This window comes from Mycobacterium sp. E1747 (assembly GCF_001667775.1).
GTDB lineage: Bacteria > Actinomycetota > Actinomycetes > Mycobacteriales > Mycobacteriaceae > Mycobacterium.
The window spans coordinates 20462-36011 of sequence record NZ_LZJI01000218.1 but is presented as its reverse complement, the minus strand read 5'-3'; the positions used below and the strand labels follow the sequence as shown (position 1 = coordinate 36011).

The following is a 15550-nucleotide window of genomic DNA, read 5'->3' as shown; positions in this document are numbered from 1 at the left end:
CGCGGGAAAAGGCGGGGAATGGCTGCCACGACATCGTTGGCCGAACGCAAGCGAACGGCGATGCGTCAACGCATCGCCACGGCCGCCGCTCAACTGGTAGCCGATCGCGGTTTGGCCGGCACCACGGTGGACCGCATCGCCGACGAGGCCGACATCGGGCGTGCGACATTCTTTCGCTACTTCAACTCGAAGGAAGACGCCGTCGCCGAGGGCATGACCGTCCATTGGCTCAATCGGATCACCGCCGCCCTGGCGGCCCAGCCCGAGCGCCTGAGCGCGACCGATGCGGTCATCGGCGCCTTCAGGGAGCTCGCCGGTGGATTCGCCGACATCGAGGACCAGATCCGCGAATTAGCCGTCCTAACAAGGTCTTCCGACACATTGGCTGCCTGGACACTGCACATCTACGTCCGGTATGAGCTGGCGATCGCCGAGCTGATCGCGCCGCGCCTGCCGCGATTGGCCCCGCAGGACCCAAGGCCCCGCCTGATCGGTGCGCTGGCGATGGCGACCGTACGCATCGCGCTTGACGATTGGCTTAGTCACGGGGGATCGCTACCGGAGCGGGTGGGTCGGGGCCTGTCCGCGATCACGGTCGGATAGCCAATACCTCACGGTCCGTTGCCTCCGCCGAGGCCCATCAAGGGACCTATGCCCCTGTCTTGACCCGCAGCCGGTCGGTAAATTCGCTGTGTACCTTGATGATTCGCGCCCTTAGCATTACGCGAACGTTAACACCATGTGGCCGTGAGCCGCCGAGCTGGGAGTTGTCTTGTCTGCTGAGCGCATGGTCGGTGCTGCCCACCCGGCCCCGCCCCATGCCGGAGAACCCGGCGAGGCCGAGGTCCGGCGGGGGCTGACGGCCCTGCTCGAGCAGATCGACGGCCTGCTCGCAAGCCTGCGGGAGGCGGAGATCTACTGGGCGCGGTGGTTGCCGACGATAGCGCCAGAGCACCAGGCGAGCGCACGAAACCTGCTGCATTATTGGGCGATCCGCCAATTCGATCTGCGCGAACTCCAGGCGCGCCTCGCGGAGTTCGGCTTGTCGTCGCTGGGTCGCAGCGAAGCCCACGTTCAGGCCACGCTGGCCGCGGTCCGTGCGGCCATCGTGGCCATGGCGAACGGGACATGGCACCCGCCTGCGCCGTCCGCGGCTCCCATCAAGCTGGGGCCGATGATCCTGCGTAAGCACACGGTCGAACTACTGGGGCCCAGGCCGGCGCATCGCATGACGCGCATCATGGTCACGCTGCCGACGCAGGCCGCCAGCGATCCTGGCCTGGTCCGCGAGTTGGTGCGGCGGGGCATGAACATCGCGCGGATCAACTGCGCCCACGACGATGTAGACGCATGGCGCGCCATGGTCGGCCACGTCCGGAACGCGGCCGCGGAGGCCGGCGCAACGTGTCTGGTCGCAATGGATTTGGCGGGGCCGAAACTGCGCACCGGGCCGCTCGAGCCGGGCCCACGTGTGGTGAAGCTTCGACCACGACGAGATCAGCTCGGCCGGGTCGTCGCACCGGCGAGGGCCTGGATGACCTCGACCGAAGAGCCCGCTGACCCGCCGCAACCGGGCATGGTCGTGTTCACGGTGCCGATGCGGTGGCTGGCCGACCGCCGGCGCGGCGACGTGCTGGTGCTCCGGGATGCGCGCGGCTCGCAGCGCCACCTCGTTCTCCAGGACGACACCGAGCCCTTGGGACGTGGTTTCGTCGTGACGACGCAGCAGACCACCTACCTGGTGACGGGGACGGTGCTGCGCGCTGAAGACGAATCGGCACAGGTGGGTCTGCTCGCGGAAAAGGAGCAGAGCTTGGTGCTGCGCGCCGGAAGCCTTCTGCAACTCACCCGGGACTGTTCACCTGCGCCCGTCGACGGTGATCAACCCGTCGCGCGTATCGGTTGCACGCTGCCCGAGGCTTTCGACCATGCCCGACCGGGTGACGCCGTCTACTTCGACGACGGCAAGATCGGCGGGCGCGTGGTGTCCGTCGCTCGCGACGTGCTCACCGTGCGCATCGATCGCCCGGAGCAGGGGGAGGCCCGACTGAAGGCGGGCAAGGGCATCAACATGCCCGACACCGACCTGCCGATCTCGGCGATCACCGACCGCGATGTCAGCGATCTCGTCGCCGTGATCGAACTCGCGGACCTGGTGGAGCTGTCGTTCGTCCGCAACCCGGCCGACGTCGAGCGGCTGTTGGCTGAGCTCGACCGACTCGGAGCGGACCGATTGGGCATTGTGCTCAAGATCGAGACCCAGCGTGCTTTCGAGCACCTGCCGCAGCTGTTGCTCACCGCGATGCGCCGGCCGAGGGTCGGGGTGATGATCGCCCGCGGCGACCTCGCGGTCGAGTGCGGGTATGAGCGGATGGCCGAGTTGCAGGAGGAAATCCTGTGGCTGTGCGAAGCCGCGCACCTGCCGGTGATCTGGGCAACGCAAGTCCTTGAGCAACTCGCCAAGACCGGTCTGCCGTCACGCGCGGAGATCAGCGATGCCGCGATGAGCGAACGCGCCGAGTGCGTGATGCTCAACAAGGGCCCGTTCCTCGACGATGCGGTTACGGTGCTCGACAACATCATGCGGCGAATGGCCGACCACTACTACAAGAAGAACGCGTTGTTGCGCCCGCTGCGGTCCTGGTCAGCCACCACCGGTCAGGGCATCGACAATGATGCGGGTCGTGCGCTCGGCTCGGCGTCGTGAATATCCTTGCGGGTCAGAGAGGATCGGGTACACGACGCCGCCGACGATCGCGTCCGCAGCCGACTCCGCGGTGCTCTCGTCGGCGCCATCGGCGAGGATGCGAGCCCTGACGCTCTCGTGCAGGGGCTCACTGAATCCGGCCCGCAGTTTGACGGCGGTGTCCTCGTTTTCCATACCCGCAGCGGTCAAGATTCGCAGCATCGCCGAGCCGCGAGCCGTCGTCAGGGTGGTGGCGAGCCTGCGCACCCACCCCACCAGGTCGGCGGCCAAATCGTCGGTGTGCGGTACCGACGCCAGCAGTTTGTCGGCGTCCTCGAGCATGACGTCGGCGACCAGGGCCGGGCGGCTGGGCCACCACCGGTAAATGGTTTGCTTGCCCACTTGAGCGCGGGCGGCGACCGCCTCGATGGTCAGGCCGTCGAAGCCGCGTTCCAAAAGCAATTCGCGGGTGGCGGTGACGATCGCCGTGCGCGACCTTTCGCTGCGGCGCCTTGGCGCGCTCACCTGGGTGAGATCGCTTGGCATATGGTTCCTCACTGCCGCCGTGGCCCGCTTTACATAGCCTGTCTAACCCCGGTAGTCTGCCACAAGACGAGACGGTTCGTCTTGTAAGGCCATCCGAAGTCGAAGGGTAACAGTCCGTGCGGCCAACGTCAGCCACCTCTCGGCCGCCATCGTGACCCTGGGACTGAGCCCGGAGCAACAGGAACTCAGCGACGCCGTCGGGCAGTTCGCCGCCCGGCACGCGCCCATCTCAGCTACCCGAGACAGCTTTGACGACCTCGCCGCGGGGCGCCGGCCGCAATGGTGGGACGCCTTCGTCGGCAACGGATTTCACGCGGTGCACCTGCCCGAAAGCCACGGCGGGCAGGGCGGGCGTCTGATCGACGCTGCCTGCGTTCTGGAGGCGGCGGGCAAGGCGCTGTTGCCCGGCCCCTTGCTGCCGACGGTCGCCGCGGGAGCCATCGCCCTACTGGCCGACACCTCTCCGGCCGCCGAGGCGCTGGTGCGCGACCTGGCTACCGGCCGCACCGCGGCGGTGGTGCTTCCTGATGACGGCGACTTTCTCGCGCACGCCCACGATGGCGGCTGGTTGGTCACCGGCGCGTCGGAGGTCACCGCGGGCGTGTGTGCGGCGAGCGTCGTCCTCGTCGCCGCGCGCACGGCGGATGACGCCGTGGTCTGGGTCGGCGTTGACACCGAAAACCCCACGGCGACAACCGAGCCCATAAACAGCACCGACCTGGTCTCCGACGCCGGGATCCTACGCCTCGACGACTACCCGGCGGCCGGCCCGGGGGTGCTCACCGGGATCGATCCCGATCGCGCGCGGTGCGTCAGGCTGGGGCTGACGGCCAGCGCGACGGCCGGCATCGTGCGGTGGTGTGTCGAAGCGGTCACGGCGCACCTGCGCGTCCGCGAACAGTTCGGCAAGGTGATCGGCACCTTCCAGGCGTTGCAGCACAACGCCGCGATGTTGCTGGTCAGCAGCGAGCTGGCCACCGCCGCGGCCTGGGATGCCGTGCGGGCCGTGGACGAGGCGATCGACCAGCATCGCATGGCCGCCGCCGGTGCGGCGGTGATCGCGGTTGCCCCCGCGCCCGATCTCGTCCTCGACGCGTTGACCATGTTCGGCGCCATCGGCTTCACCTGGGAACACGACCTGCATCTGTATTGGCGGCGCGCGATCGGTCTCGCGGCCTCGATCGGTCCGGTGAACCGCTGGGCCCGGCGCCTCGGGCAGCTGACCTGCACTCAGCAACGCGACATGTCGGTCGACCTGGGCGACGCGGAACAGCAGTTTCGTTGCTGGGTGGCCGAGACCCTGGACGCCGCAATGCAGTTGCGCAACGACAAGCCGGCACCGCACGGCGACTACCCGGACCAGGCGTCCGGACCCCAGCGCACGTTGATGGCCGATGCCGGCCTGATCGCGCCGCATTGGCCGGCGCCGTGGGGCGTCGATGCGGGTCCCCTCAAACAGCTCATCATCGACGAAGAGTTCGCCAAGCGACCGGGTCTGGTTCGGCCCTCGCTGAACATCGCCGAGTGGATCCTGCCCTCGGTGCTGGCCGCCGCACCAAAAGGCTTGCAAGAAAAGCTGATTCCGCCTACCCAACGGGGCGAGATTCATTGGTGCCAGCTGTTCAGTGAGCCGGGCGCCGGTTCCGACCTCGCGTCGCTGGCCACCCGGGCAACCAGGGTGGACGGCGGTTGGCGGATCAATGGCCACAAGATCTGGACGTCGTTGGCGCAGTACGCCGACCTCGGCGCCCTACTGGCGCGCACCGACCCCAAAGCCAGCAAGCACCGTGGCATCGGTTACTTCATCGTGGATATGCGGTCGCCCGGCATCGAAATCCAGCCGATCAAAACGGCCACCGGGCAGGCGCACTTCAACGAGGTGTTCCTCGACGACGTGTTCGTCCCCGACGAGATGCTACTGGGCGCCCCCAGCGATGGCTGGAACCTGGCGATCGCCACCATGGCCGAAGAGCGCTCGGCCATCGGCGGTTACGTGAAGTTCGACCGTGCCGCCGCGCTGCGCCGGCTCGCGGCCGAACCCGGGCCGGACCGCGACGACGCGTTGCGCGCACTCGGCGAACTCGACGCCTACGCCAACGCCATCAAGGCGCTGGGGGTGCGGGAAACGATCCGGTTGCTCGACGGCCAAGCGTCGGGACCGGCATCCAGTATCGCCAAGGTGGCGATGAACGAGCTACTGCGCAGGACATTCGAGGCCACCCTGCGGTTGACCGGGCGCGCGGCCATGGTGGCCGACGCCGACCCCGACATCGTGGAGCGCTACCTGCACCTGCCCGCTGAGCTGATCGGCGGAGGAACCCGTGAGATCCAGCTCAACATCATCGCGCAGATGATCCTCGGACTACCTCGAAAGTAGGAACCGCCCATGGGATTACGCGGAGAAGCCGCGATCGTCGGCTACGTCGAGCTCCCGCCCGAACGGCTCAACAAGGCCGCACCCGCGCCGTTCGCGATCGAACAATGGGCGGAGCTGTCCGCGGCCGCCCTCGATGATGCCGGCCTGCCCGGCGACGTCGTCAACGGAATCGTGGCATCGCACCTGGCGGAGTCGGAGATCTTCGTGCCGTCGACCATCGCCGAATACCTGGGTGTCGGGGCGCGATTCGCCGAACATGTGGACCTCGGCGGAGCCAGCGCCGCGGCCATGGTCTGGCGGGCGGCGGCCGCGATCGAACTGGGCATCTGTGACGCGGTGTTGTGCGCGCTGCCGGCTCGCTACATCACCCCGACTTCGAAGAAGAAACCCAGGCCTATGGTCGACGCGCTGTTCTTCGGCTCGTCGAGCAACCAATACGGCTCTCCCCAGGCCGAATTCGAGATCCCCTATGGCAATCTCGGACAGAACGGACCCTACGGACAGGTCGCCCAGCGCTACGCGGCTGTCTACGGCTACGACGAGAGGGCGATGGCCAAGATCGTCGTCGACCAGCGGGTCAATGCCAACCACACCGAGGGGGCGATCTGGAAGGACAACCCGCTGACCGTCGAGGACGTCCTGGCCAGCCCGGTGATCGCCGACCCGCTGCACATGCTGGAGATCGTCATGCCCTGCGTCGGGGGAGCGGCGGTCGTCATCGCCAATGCCGATCTCGCCCGGCGAACGCGTCACCGTCCGGTGTGGATCAGGGGATTCGGCGAGCACGTGCCGTTCAAGACCCCGACCTACGCGAAGGACCTGCTGCACACCCCGATCGCCGAGGCCGCCGACACCGCGTTCGCCATGACGGATCTGAGCCGCGAACACATGGACATGGTGTCGATCTATGACTGCTACACGATCACCGTGCTGCTGTCGCTGGAGGACGCGGGGTTCTGCGAGAAGGGTAAGGGCATGGAGTTCGTCGCGGACCATGACCTCACCTTCCGCGGCGACTTCCCGCTCAACACCGCGGGTGGGCAACTCGGCTTCGGCCAGGCCGGGCTCGCCGGCGGCATGCACCATGTCTGCGATGCCACCCGACAGATCATGGGCCGGGCGGGCGCGGCGCAGGTCCCCGACTGTCACCGCGCCTTCGTCTCCGGCAACGGCGGGATCCTGTCGGAACAGACCGCGCTGATCCTCGAGGGGGACTGATCGAACATGGCCACCTTCGAGCGCCCGATGCCCGTCAAAACCCCGACCAGCGCACCGTTTTGGGACGCGCTGGCGGAGCATCGCATCGCCATTCAATATTCGCCGTCACTGCAGAGCTACGTGTTCTACCCGCGGGTGCGTGCGCCGCGCACGCTCGCCGACGATCTGGAATGGCGAGAAATCTCCGGCATGGGAACGTTGTATTCCTACACCGTCGCGCGCCGGGCCGTCAGCCCGCACTTCGCCGACGCCGTCCCGCAACTGCTGGCCATCGTCGAATGGGACGAGGGGCCAAGGTTTTCCACCGAGATGGTCAATGTCGACCCCGCGGAGCTGTCCGTCGGGATGCGGGTGCGGCCGGTGTTCTTCGACTACCCGGAGCACGACGTCACGATGCTGCGCTACGCACCCGTCGAGTGACGATGCCGAGTGTGCGCCCGGCCGCACACTCGGGCCCGAAAGTGCGGCCACCCGCACACTCACGCCAGGACTATTAGTCGCCCGTCTACCCAACGCAGGGCCTCAGGACGCGGCCGACGCCTGACCCACTCCGGCATTGCAACACAACCGAATACCGCCCGCGCCGACACCGCTCGCCCGGTTGACACTGTGATCGGCGCCATTATCTACTAGTCGGTACGGCGGTAAGGAGTGCGGCATGCACAAGGACGATCTGATCCTGATCAGCGTGGATGACCACATCGCCGAACCCGCCGACATGTTCGACGCGCACGTCCCCGCGAAATACCAGGATCGCGCTCCGCGGGTGGTCATGGAGCCCGACGGCGTCCAGCAGTGGTATTACGGCGAGCTGCGCGGCCGGAACATGGGCCTGAACGCCGTGGCGGGAAAGCCCCGCGAGATGTACAACATCGACGCCTCGCGTTACGACGAAATGCGGCCCGGTTGCTTCAACGTGGACGAGCGGGTCCGCGACATGAACGCCGGCGGTCAGCTGGCCGGTCTCAACTTCCCCAACTTCACTGGCTTCTCGGGGCAGGTGCTCAACCAGGGTCCCGACCGCGACGTCAACCTGGTGATGATCAAGGCCTACAACGACTGGCACATCGACGAATGGTGCGCCGCCTACCCGGGCCGGTTCATCCCCTGTGGCATCCTGCCGCTGTTCGACGTGGCGGAGGCGGCCAAGGAAGTCAACCGCCTCGCCGACAAGGGGTGCCACGCGGTGACGTTCTCGGAGAACCCGGAAGCGCTGCAGATGCCCAGCATTCACACCAAGTATTGGTATCCGTTGTTCGAGGCGGTCTGCGAGCACAAGACGGTGCTGTGCACGCACGTCGGCTCCGCGTCACGCTCTCCCCAGGTGTCCACCGACGCCCCACCCAGCGTGCAGATGACGGCCTCGTCGATGATGAGCATGTTCACCTTCACCGAGCTGATCTGGGCCGAGTTCTGGGCGGACTTCCCGCAACTGAAGTTCTCGCTCACCGAGGGGGACGTCGGCTGGATCCCGTATTTCCTGTGGCGTGCCGAACACGTCTACCACCGCCATTCGGGCTGGACGCTGGCCACGTTCCCGCCCGGCTACAGCGGACCGGCCGACGTGTTCAAGCGGCACTTCTACACCTGCTTCATCAGCGACAAGGTCGGCGTGCACAACATGGACTGGTTCAACGAGGACATGCTGTGCTGGGAGTCCGACTTTCCCCACTCCGACAGCAACTGGCCCTTCGCTCCCGAAGACGTCATCGCGACCATGGGGCATCTCGACGATGCCACCATCGACAAGATCACCCACGAAAACGCCATGGCCGCCTACTCTTTCGACCCGTTCCGGCACATCCCCAAGGAACACGCTCGGGCCGGCCACCTGCGCGCCCAGGCCAGCGACGTCGACGTGGTGACGCACGTCGGCCGTCGGGCCAGCCAGCGTGACCGCGACGCCTGGACCCGGATGACGCAGTTCGCCCTGCAGTCACAGGTGACGGCGGAGGCTTCCGGAATTTCGGGGCGCGCCACCACCCTGGGCAACTGACCGTGGCAGCCCGAGCGCCGTTCGCGGGCTGGCGCGTGCTGGAGGTGTCCAACGGAATCGCGGTGTCCTACTGCGGCAAGATGTTCGCCGACGCCGGCGCCGACGTGGTGAAAGTTGAGTCGGCGGAGGGCGATTCGCTGCGGCGCCGATCAGCCGGCGGGCCGCCCGGGGCGCTGTTCGGCTATCTTGCCGCGGGCAAGAAGTCGGTGACCGATGATGGCCAGTCCGAGATCGCCGACCTGCTGGCCGGGGCCGACATCGTGCTGACCGACCTGACCGACGGTTGGACGCTCGACGGGATCGCGGCCCACACCGGCCCGTCGGCAGTGGTGGTCGCCGTGACGCCGTTCGGCACGACGGGCCCCTATGTGGACGACGGCGTGGTGGCCAACGAGTTCATCCTGCAGGCGCTGTGCGGCTCGACCGCCGGCCGCGGCTGGCCCGAGGACGAACCGGTGCAGGCCGGCGGCCAGCTCGGTGAGTGGTTGGCGGGCACGTTCGCGGCGGCGGTGGCGGCGGCGACCGTGCGGCATGCTGCGCGAAGCGGCCGCGGGGAGATCATCGACGTTTCGACCTACGAGGCGATGGTGATCGCGATGGGCGGCCTGTCTGCCATGTCGGCCAGCGTGCTGGGGGCGGATTCGCCTCTGGGGCAACGCAGCCTGGAGCTGCCGTCGATCGTGCCCACCGCCGACGGCCAGGTCGGCTTCTGCACCATCACCGCGCAGCAGTTCCAGGACTTCCTTGTGCTGATCGATCGTGCCGATCTGCTCGACGACGCCGACCTCGCCTCGTTCGAGGGTCGGGTCGCCCGCCGCGACGAATTCCTCGACATGGTCACCCGGTGGACCCAGTCACGCACCACGCAGGAGATCGTCGACCTCGCCGTCGCCTTTCGTATTCCGGTGGCCCCGATCGCGATGCCGGAAATGCTGTCCGGGATCGACCATTTCGTGGAGCGGGGTGTGTTCGTTCGATCGGAGGCGGGGATGTTGCAGCCGAGGGTCCCGTATCGCAGCGAGGCGATGGCCACCAGGCCGCCGGGGCGGGTCCCCCGACTGGGCGCGGACAACGGCAAGGTCCACTGGCCGCCGAGGGCCTGTCCAGCCGGGGGCGCCGATCCCGATGCACCGCCGTTGGCCGACACCAGGATCACCGATTTCACCGCATTCTGGGCGGGGCCGGTCGCGACGCAACTGCTGGGCGCCCTGGGCGCCGACGTGATCAAAGTCGAGGGCGTTCGCCGGCCCGACGGCATGAGGTTCGCCGCCGGCCGCCCACCGAGCTGGGAGCAGTGGTGGGAGTGGGGCCCGGTCTTCCTGTGCAGCAACAGCAACAAGCGCGGCATCAGCGTCGAACTGGGCACCGAGGCGGGACGGGCGATCGCGCTGGAGCTCATCGCGGTGAGCGATCTGGTGATCGAGAACTTCTCGCCCCGAGTGATGACGAACTTCGGCCTTGGCTGGGACGCCGTGCGCGCGGTCAACCCGCGCGCCATCCTGGTGCGGATGCCGGCCTTCGGGCTCGACGGTCCCTGGCGTGACCGGGTGGGCTTCGCCCAGACGATGGAGCAGGCGACGGGCATGGCATGGATGACCGGACACGCCGACGGCCCCCCGGTGATTCCGCGGGGCGTGTGCGACCCGATCGCCGGCCTGCACGCGGCCTTTGCCGCGGTGGCCGCGCTGGTGGTCCGCGACCGCGATGGGCGCGGGATGCACGTCGAATCCACCATGGTGGAGGCGGCGCTGAACGTGGCCGCCGAAATGCTGGTGGAATACTCGCGCAACGGAATCATGATGCGCCGCAACGGTAATCGCGGCCCCGACGCCAGCCCGCAAGGGGTCTACCGCTGCCGCGGAGATGACGACTGGGTCGCGGTGGCCGCGATGGACGACGCCGCACAGACGGCCCTGGCCCGGCTCCTCGGCAGGCCGGACCTCGCCGCGAACGACTGGTGGGATCAACCGGACGAAATCGACAAGCTGATCTCCGACTGGACCGCACGGCGGCCGGTGGCCGAGGCGGTTGACACGCTGCGCGCGGCGGGCGTCGCGGCGGCGCGCGTCGCGCCGGCCGCCGAGTTACTGCGCGACCCACACCTGCACGCCCGCGGATTCTGGGAGGCCGTCGAGCACCCGGTCGCCGGTTCCTTCCTGTGCACCGGGATGCCGTTCGCATTCCTCGGCAGGCCGCGGCGCTGGATTCGCCGGGTGCCGCCGCTGTACGGCCAACACACGAGCGAGGTGCTCACTGGTCTGCTGGGGCATGGCCACGAAGACCTGGCCGTTCTGCGGCAGTCGGGAACCATCGCCGCGCGGCCGGCGGGACTGTGACGTGGCGATCACCCTGTGCGTCCCACCCCGCGCCGGCGAATTGTGCGCACCCGTTCGCTTCCTGCTGCGCCAGGATTCCGTGGTGATGGAATTGACCGCCCGGCACCGGATCACCAGCGTCGAGTGGGACGAGGGCCAGCGTGCGGTGGTGATGGTCGTCGAGATCACCGATCCACAGACGGCGCGGCCCGTGGACGTGCGGATCGATGTCGTCGATGCGGGCGCGGTACTCGCTGATGCCCGAACTACGAAGATCGGCACCATCATCCGCGACGGGCGCCAACGCGACGTTGTCGGCACCTATCTCGGTGTCGTCGCGGACGAAAACTAGAGTAGAACAAAGGATCACAGAGTGGCAGCCACGAAACGCACCGCGGCAATCGTCGGGGTGCACAACACCGTGCAGGGCCGGCGCCTGGACGGTGAGACGTCTCGCAGCCTGGCGCTGACGGCCATTCGGGGTGCCCTCGACGACGCGGGCCTGCGCCTCGATGACGTCGACGGGGTCAGCGCGGGGCCGCTGTCCACCGCGTTGATCTACGACCTGCGCCTCGGCCCGGCCTGGCAGGGGCTCGCCTTCGGCGTCGGCATGATCACCGAGGCGGTCACGGCCATCGAGCACGGCATGGCCGACGTGGTGGTGCTGGTCGCCGCGCAGGCCGGTGAGTACCGCGACCATGAGGCCACGGCGCCGTGGACCCGGCCCGAAAACGAATTCGTCGCGCCGTGGGGCATGTTCACCACCGCCGAGTTCGCGTTGATCGCGCGCCGCCACATGCACGTCTACGGCACCACGCGCGAACAGCTGTCGATCGTCGCCGCAACCATCCGCAACAACGGATCGCGTAACCCCGAAGCCGTGTATTACCAGCGCGGGCCCTTCACGCCCGACGACATCACCGCGTCGAGGCCCATCGCCGACCCGTTCCATCTGCTGGATTGCGCCACCACGTCCGAGGGCGGCTGCGCGCTGGTCGTGGCGAACATCGAAAAGACCGATGTCGCAAGCCAACCGATCTACGTGCTGGGCAGCGGCGCCGACTTCCACGGCCCCTCCTACCAGCACCCGCCGGCGTGGGATCTCAAGGGGCGCCGCGACAGACACGGCGGATATGTCAATGGTGTGGTCGGCAGGCGTGCGGCCGAGCGCGCGTTCGCCCACGCCGGGCTGCGACCCGACGACGTCGACGTGCTGGAACTCTACGACCCGTTCTCATTCGAAATCATCCGCCAGCTCGAGGCGTTCGGGTTTTGCGGCGAGGGCGAGGGGGGACCGTTCGTCGCCGACGGCCACATCGCCATCGACGGCAGCCATCCCATCACCACCGACGGAGGAACCATGTCGTTCAGCCACGCGGGCTCCAATCCGCAGATGATGCAGCGGGCAGTCCGAGCCGTCCAGCAGTTACGCGGTCAGGCGGGCGATCTCCAGGTCCCCGGCGCGCATATCGCGTTATGCAGCAACGGGGGAGCGGGCGCCTTGTTCACCACGCTGCTGATCCTGGGGGATGAGCCGCGGTGACCTCCGACTCCTTACGGCCCCAGACCGGCCCGGTGCCCCATGCCGCCAGCCACCTCAGCGTGCCCTTCTGGCAGGGTTGTCAGTCGGGCGAATTGCGGTATCAACGCTGCGGAGCCTGCGGGTTCGCGAACTTCCCGCCGACCGAGCACTGCCGCGAATGCCTTTCGGCTCAGGTTCATTGGGAGCGCAGCGGCGGCCTGGGCGAAATCTACAGCTGGACGGTGGTGCACCGGCCCGTGACGGCGGAATTCGCGCCCCCCTACGCGCCGGCGATCGTCACCCTGGACGAGGGCTACCAAATGCTGACCAACGTGGTCGGTGTGGCGCCAGAGGATTTGCGGATCGGCATGCGCGTGCGGGTGCAATTCCACGCGGTCGGCCCCGACGTGACGCTGCCCTACTTCACTGGGTCGCCATGAGCCCCCGGCGCACCAGCAACGGCCTGCCGGTAACCGCCTACCTGGTGCTGGGCGTGCTGGCCGCCAACGACGAACAGCTGACCGCGGGAGAGATCAAGATGCGCGCCGAGCTGTCGGTGGGTCACTTCTACTGGTCCCCATCGGTCAGCCACGTTCGGCGCGAACTCAATCGACTGTTGAGCCGCGGCATGGTCGGCGAGATCGGCGCCCAGTCGGGCAAGCGGGCGATCACGCTGTACGAGACCACCGATGCCGGGCTCGACGCACTGCGCCGGTGGGTGCAGCACTTCCCGGGCCAGGACCAGGTCGTCATCAAGCACCCGGTCATCCTCAAGACCTGGCTCTCTCGCGGCGAGGACCCCGACCGCATCGTCGACTCATTGGACCGGCATCTCGAGGCGACCCGGAGGAGGTTGGACGAGGCGTTGTGGTCGCGGCAGCGGTCCCGGGAACTCGGCATCACCGACGACCCGAGCCAGCGCTTCTCGTTCGCCGTCCTGGACTACGCGATCCGCGGCCTGTATGCGGAGCTCTCCAACATCACGCAGTTGCGCGATGAGATCGCTTCCGGCACAACCCAAGACCCAGTCAAACGGGTGCGACGGCCGAATGGCCAGATCCGCCGCCGGGTACCCGGGGGCCCGGACTAGGTGCCGCGACCGCGTAGGCGCTGCCCCGCGGCTCGCGCTCCCACAGCACCTCCCCGTCGCCGATGCCGGTGCCTTCGGCGATCAACTGGCGCTTGAGCACCTTGTGGGTGGCGGTACTGGGCAGATCGGCAGCGAGGCGGAGGTAGCGTGGGCGGGCCTTGGGCGACAGGTCCGGCTGTGCGTCGAGGAACGCCTCGAACGCGTCGGGGTCAAGGGTGTGCCCCTCGTTGAGGACGATCGCGGCCATCACCTGGTCACCGACCCGCTCGTCGGGAACCGCGTACACCGCGACGCGATTGATGGAGTTGTGCCGCAGCAGAATTCGCTCGATGGGTGCCGCGGCCAGGTTTTCCCCGTCTACCCGCATCCAGTCGGCGGTCCGGCCGGCCAGGTATATCCAGCCCTCGGAGTCGCGGTAGGCGAGGTCGCCGGACCAGTACATGCCGTGGCGCATGCGCTCGGCGTTGGCGTCGGGATCGTTGTAGTAGCCGGTGAAGAATCCTGAGCCGGCCGTGTTGACCAACTCGCCCACGGCCTCGTCGGCGTTGAGCAGGGCGCCGTCGGCGTTAAAGCGCGCCACCGCGCACTCGGTGACGGTGTCGCTGTTGTAGATCGCCACCCCGTCGATCCCTTTGCCGATGGAGCCCTTCGGTGTGCCGGGTTCGCGGATCACGATGACCGCGTTCTCGGTCGAGCCGAACCCGTCCTCGACCTGCACGCCGAAACGCCGCGCGAACTGGTCGATGTCCTTGTCGTTCGCCTCGTTTCCGAACGCCACCCGAAGGGGGTTGTCGGCGTCGTCGTCGCGTTCCGGCGTGGCCAGGATGTAGGCGAGCGGCTTGCCAACGTAGTTCATGTAGGTCGCGCCGTAATGCCGAACGTCGTCGAGGAAGCTGCTTGCCGAGAACTTCGCCGGTACGATCGCGGCGCCGGAAACGACCGCGGGTGCCCACCCGGCGACGACGGCGTTGGAGTGGAAGAGCGGCATCGACACGTAGCAGGTGTCCTGCTCGGACAGCGCGAAGCGTTGGACCAGATTGATTCCGGCGAACGTGGCCATCAGGTGCGACACCTGTACCGCTTTGGGATTGCCGCTCGTTCCCGACGTGAAGATCATCATGAACGGATCCATGGCGGTGACCTGCCGGTGCGGCACCAGTTCGCCGGTGTCCTCGATGAATTCGGCCCATTGCGGTGTCGAGGTGTCCAGGAGGTGCGTTCCCTCGAGGTCCAGGCCGTCGAGCAGAGGCCGGTGTTCGGCATCGGTGACGAGGAACTGGCAATGCGCGCGCCGGACGTCCGCCGCGAGCGCCTCGCCGCGCCGGGTGGTGTTCAGGCCGCACAGGACGTAACCGCCGAGCCCGGCCGCCGCCATCTGGCTCAGCATCTCGGGATTGTTTCCCAGCAGGGCGCCTACGTGCATCGGCCGGCCGGCATCGGCGGCCGATATCAGGGCGGCCGCCCGCCTGGCCGCACCCGCCAGGTACTGACTCCAACTCCACTGCAGGCCACGGTGTTTCACCGCGGTCCCCGCGTCGGACAAGCGCTTGTTGAGCAGCGCTTGAATGGTGTCGTCAGTCATCGGTCCGATTCACCTTCACTATGCCCTGCCTTACGAGACGAGACGGTCCGTCTTATCGTAGCGGCCGTGCGTCGGTCACCACACCGCCATGTTCCCCGGCAGGTTACGCATGGGGGAACCGCCGGCGGTCGGCCATCTTGTGTTCGCGAAAGTTTTGATGCCAGTTCTGTGTGGGTGGCCGCGTGTACCGCGGCCGATTTCGTATCGGACGGCCAACA

Annotated in this window: 13 protein-coding genes; 11 read left to right on the top strand and 2 right to left on the bottom strand. The window is 67.7% G+C overall.

Annotation, left to right across the window (positions count from 1 at the left end):
• Nucleotides 1-18 precede the first annotated feature (18 nt).
• Both A5695_RS23425 and A5695_RS23420 read left to right on the top strand, forming a co-directional pair.
• Nucleotides 19-603 (top strand): TetR family transcriptional regulator, encoded by a 585-nt coding sequence (locus A5695_RS23425; protein WP_068088029.1) that lies wholly within the window; start codon nucleotides 19-21, stop codon nucleotides 601-603.
• Between the two features lie 169 nt (nucleotides 604-772).
• Nucleotides 773-2707: a pyruvate kinase gene (locus A5695_RS23420; RefSeq protein ID WP_231974952.1), complete on the top strand. Its 1935-nt coding sequence runs from the start codon at nucleotides 773-775 to the stop codon at nucleotides 2705-2707.
• On the opposite strand, the gene A5695_RS23415 is transcribed toward A5695_RS23420, so the two are convergent.
• Entirely contained in the window at nucleotides 2645-3232 is a 588-nt protein-coding gene (locus A5695_RS23415; protein ID WP_068088023.1) for a TetR/AcrR family transcriptional regulator, read from the bottom strand. The two genes, A5695_RS23420 and A5695_RS23415, sit on opposite strands and share 63 nt — an antisense overlap.
• A 151-nt stretch (nucleotides 3233-3383) precedes the next feature.
• On the opposite strand from A5695_RS23415, the gene A5695_RS23410 reads away from it, so the two are divergent.
• From A5695_RS23410 to A5695_RS23370, 9 genes are all read left to right on the top strand, one after another.
• Nucleotides 3384-5609 carry an acyl-CoA dehydrogenase gene (locus tag A5695_RS23410; RefSeq protein ID WP_068088020.1) on the top strand — a complete coding sequence of 742 codons (2226 nt, stop codon included), beginning with the start codon at nucleotides 3384-3386 and terminating at the stop codon, nucleotides 5607-5609.
• A 9-nt stretch (nucleotides 5610-5618) separates the two neighbouring features.
• Nucleotides 5619-6827: a thiolase family protein gene (locus A5695_RS23405; protein ID WP_068088013.1), complete on the top strand. Its 1209-nt coding sequence runs from the start codon at nucleotides 5619-5621 to the stop codon at nucleotides 6825-6827.
• Nucleotides 6828-6833: 6 nt separating this feature from the next.
• Nucleotides 6834-7247, top strand: a complete 414-nt coding sequence (locus A5695_RS23400; protein ID WP_068088012.1) for a Zn-ribbon domain-containing OB-fold protein — start codon at nucleotides 6834-6836, stop codon at nucleotides 7245-7247.
• Between the two features lie 238 nt (nucleotides 7248-7485).
• Nucleotides 7486-8823 (top strand): amidohydrolase family protein, encoded by a 1338-nt coding sequence (locus tag A5695_RS23395; RefSeq protein WP_068088011.1) that lies wholly within the window; start codon nucleotides 7486-7488, stop codon nucleotides 8821-8823.
• 2 nt (nucleotides 8824-8825) lie between these two features.
• The gene (locus A5695_RS23390) at nucleotides 8826-11159 is read left to right on the top strand and encodes a CoA transferase (RefSeq protein ID WP_068088004.1); all 2334 of its coding nucleotides are present in this window, start codon (nucleotides 8826-8828) and stop codon (nucleotides 11157-11159) included.
• A 1-nt stretch (nucleotide 11160) separates the two neighbouring features.
• The gene (locus A5695_RS23385) at nucleotides 11161-11490 is read left to right on the top strand and encodes a hypothetical protein (protein ID WP_068088002.1); all 330 of its coding nucleotides are present in this window, start codon (nucleotides 11161-11163) and stop codon (nucleotides 11488-11490) included.
• A 21-nt stretch (nucleotides 11491-11511) separates the two neighbouring features.
• Nucleotides 11512-12681: a thiolase family protein gene (locus A5695_RS23380; protein ID WP_068088000.1), complete on the top strand. Its 1170-nt coding sequence runs from the start codon at nucleotides 11512-11514 to the stop codon at nucleotides 12679-12681.
• Nucleotides 12678-13100, top strand: coding sequence for a Zn-ribbon domain-containing OB-fold protein (locus A5695_RS23375; RefSeq protein ID WP_068087997.1), 423 nt, complete (start codon nucleotides 12678-12680; stop codon nucleotides 13098-13100). The genes A5695_RS23380 and A5695_RS23375 overlap by 4 nt, the downstream gene beginning before the upstream one ends.
• Nucleotides 13097-13750: a PadR family transcriptional regulator gene (locus A5695_RS23370; protein ID WP_068087994.1), complete on the top strand. Its 654-nt coding sequence runs from the start codon at nucleotides 13097-13099 to the stop codon at nucleotides 13748-13750. Before A5695_RS23375 ends, A5695_RS23370 begins: the two co-directional genes overlap by 4 nt.
• Here the strand turns inward: A5695_RS23370 and fadD1 are convergent.
• Nucleotides 13689-15332, bottom strand: coding sequence for a fatty-acid--CoA ligase FadD1 (gene fadD1 / locus A5695_RS23365; protein WP_068087993.1), 1644 nt, complete (start codon nucleotides 15330-15332; stop codon nucleotides 13689-13691). The genes A5695_RS23370 and fadD1 overlap by 62 nt on opposite strands.
• Nucleotides 15333-15550 lie beyond the last annotated feature (218 nt).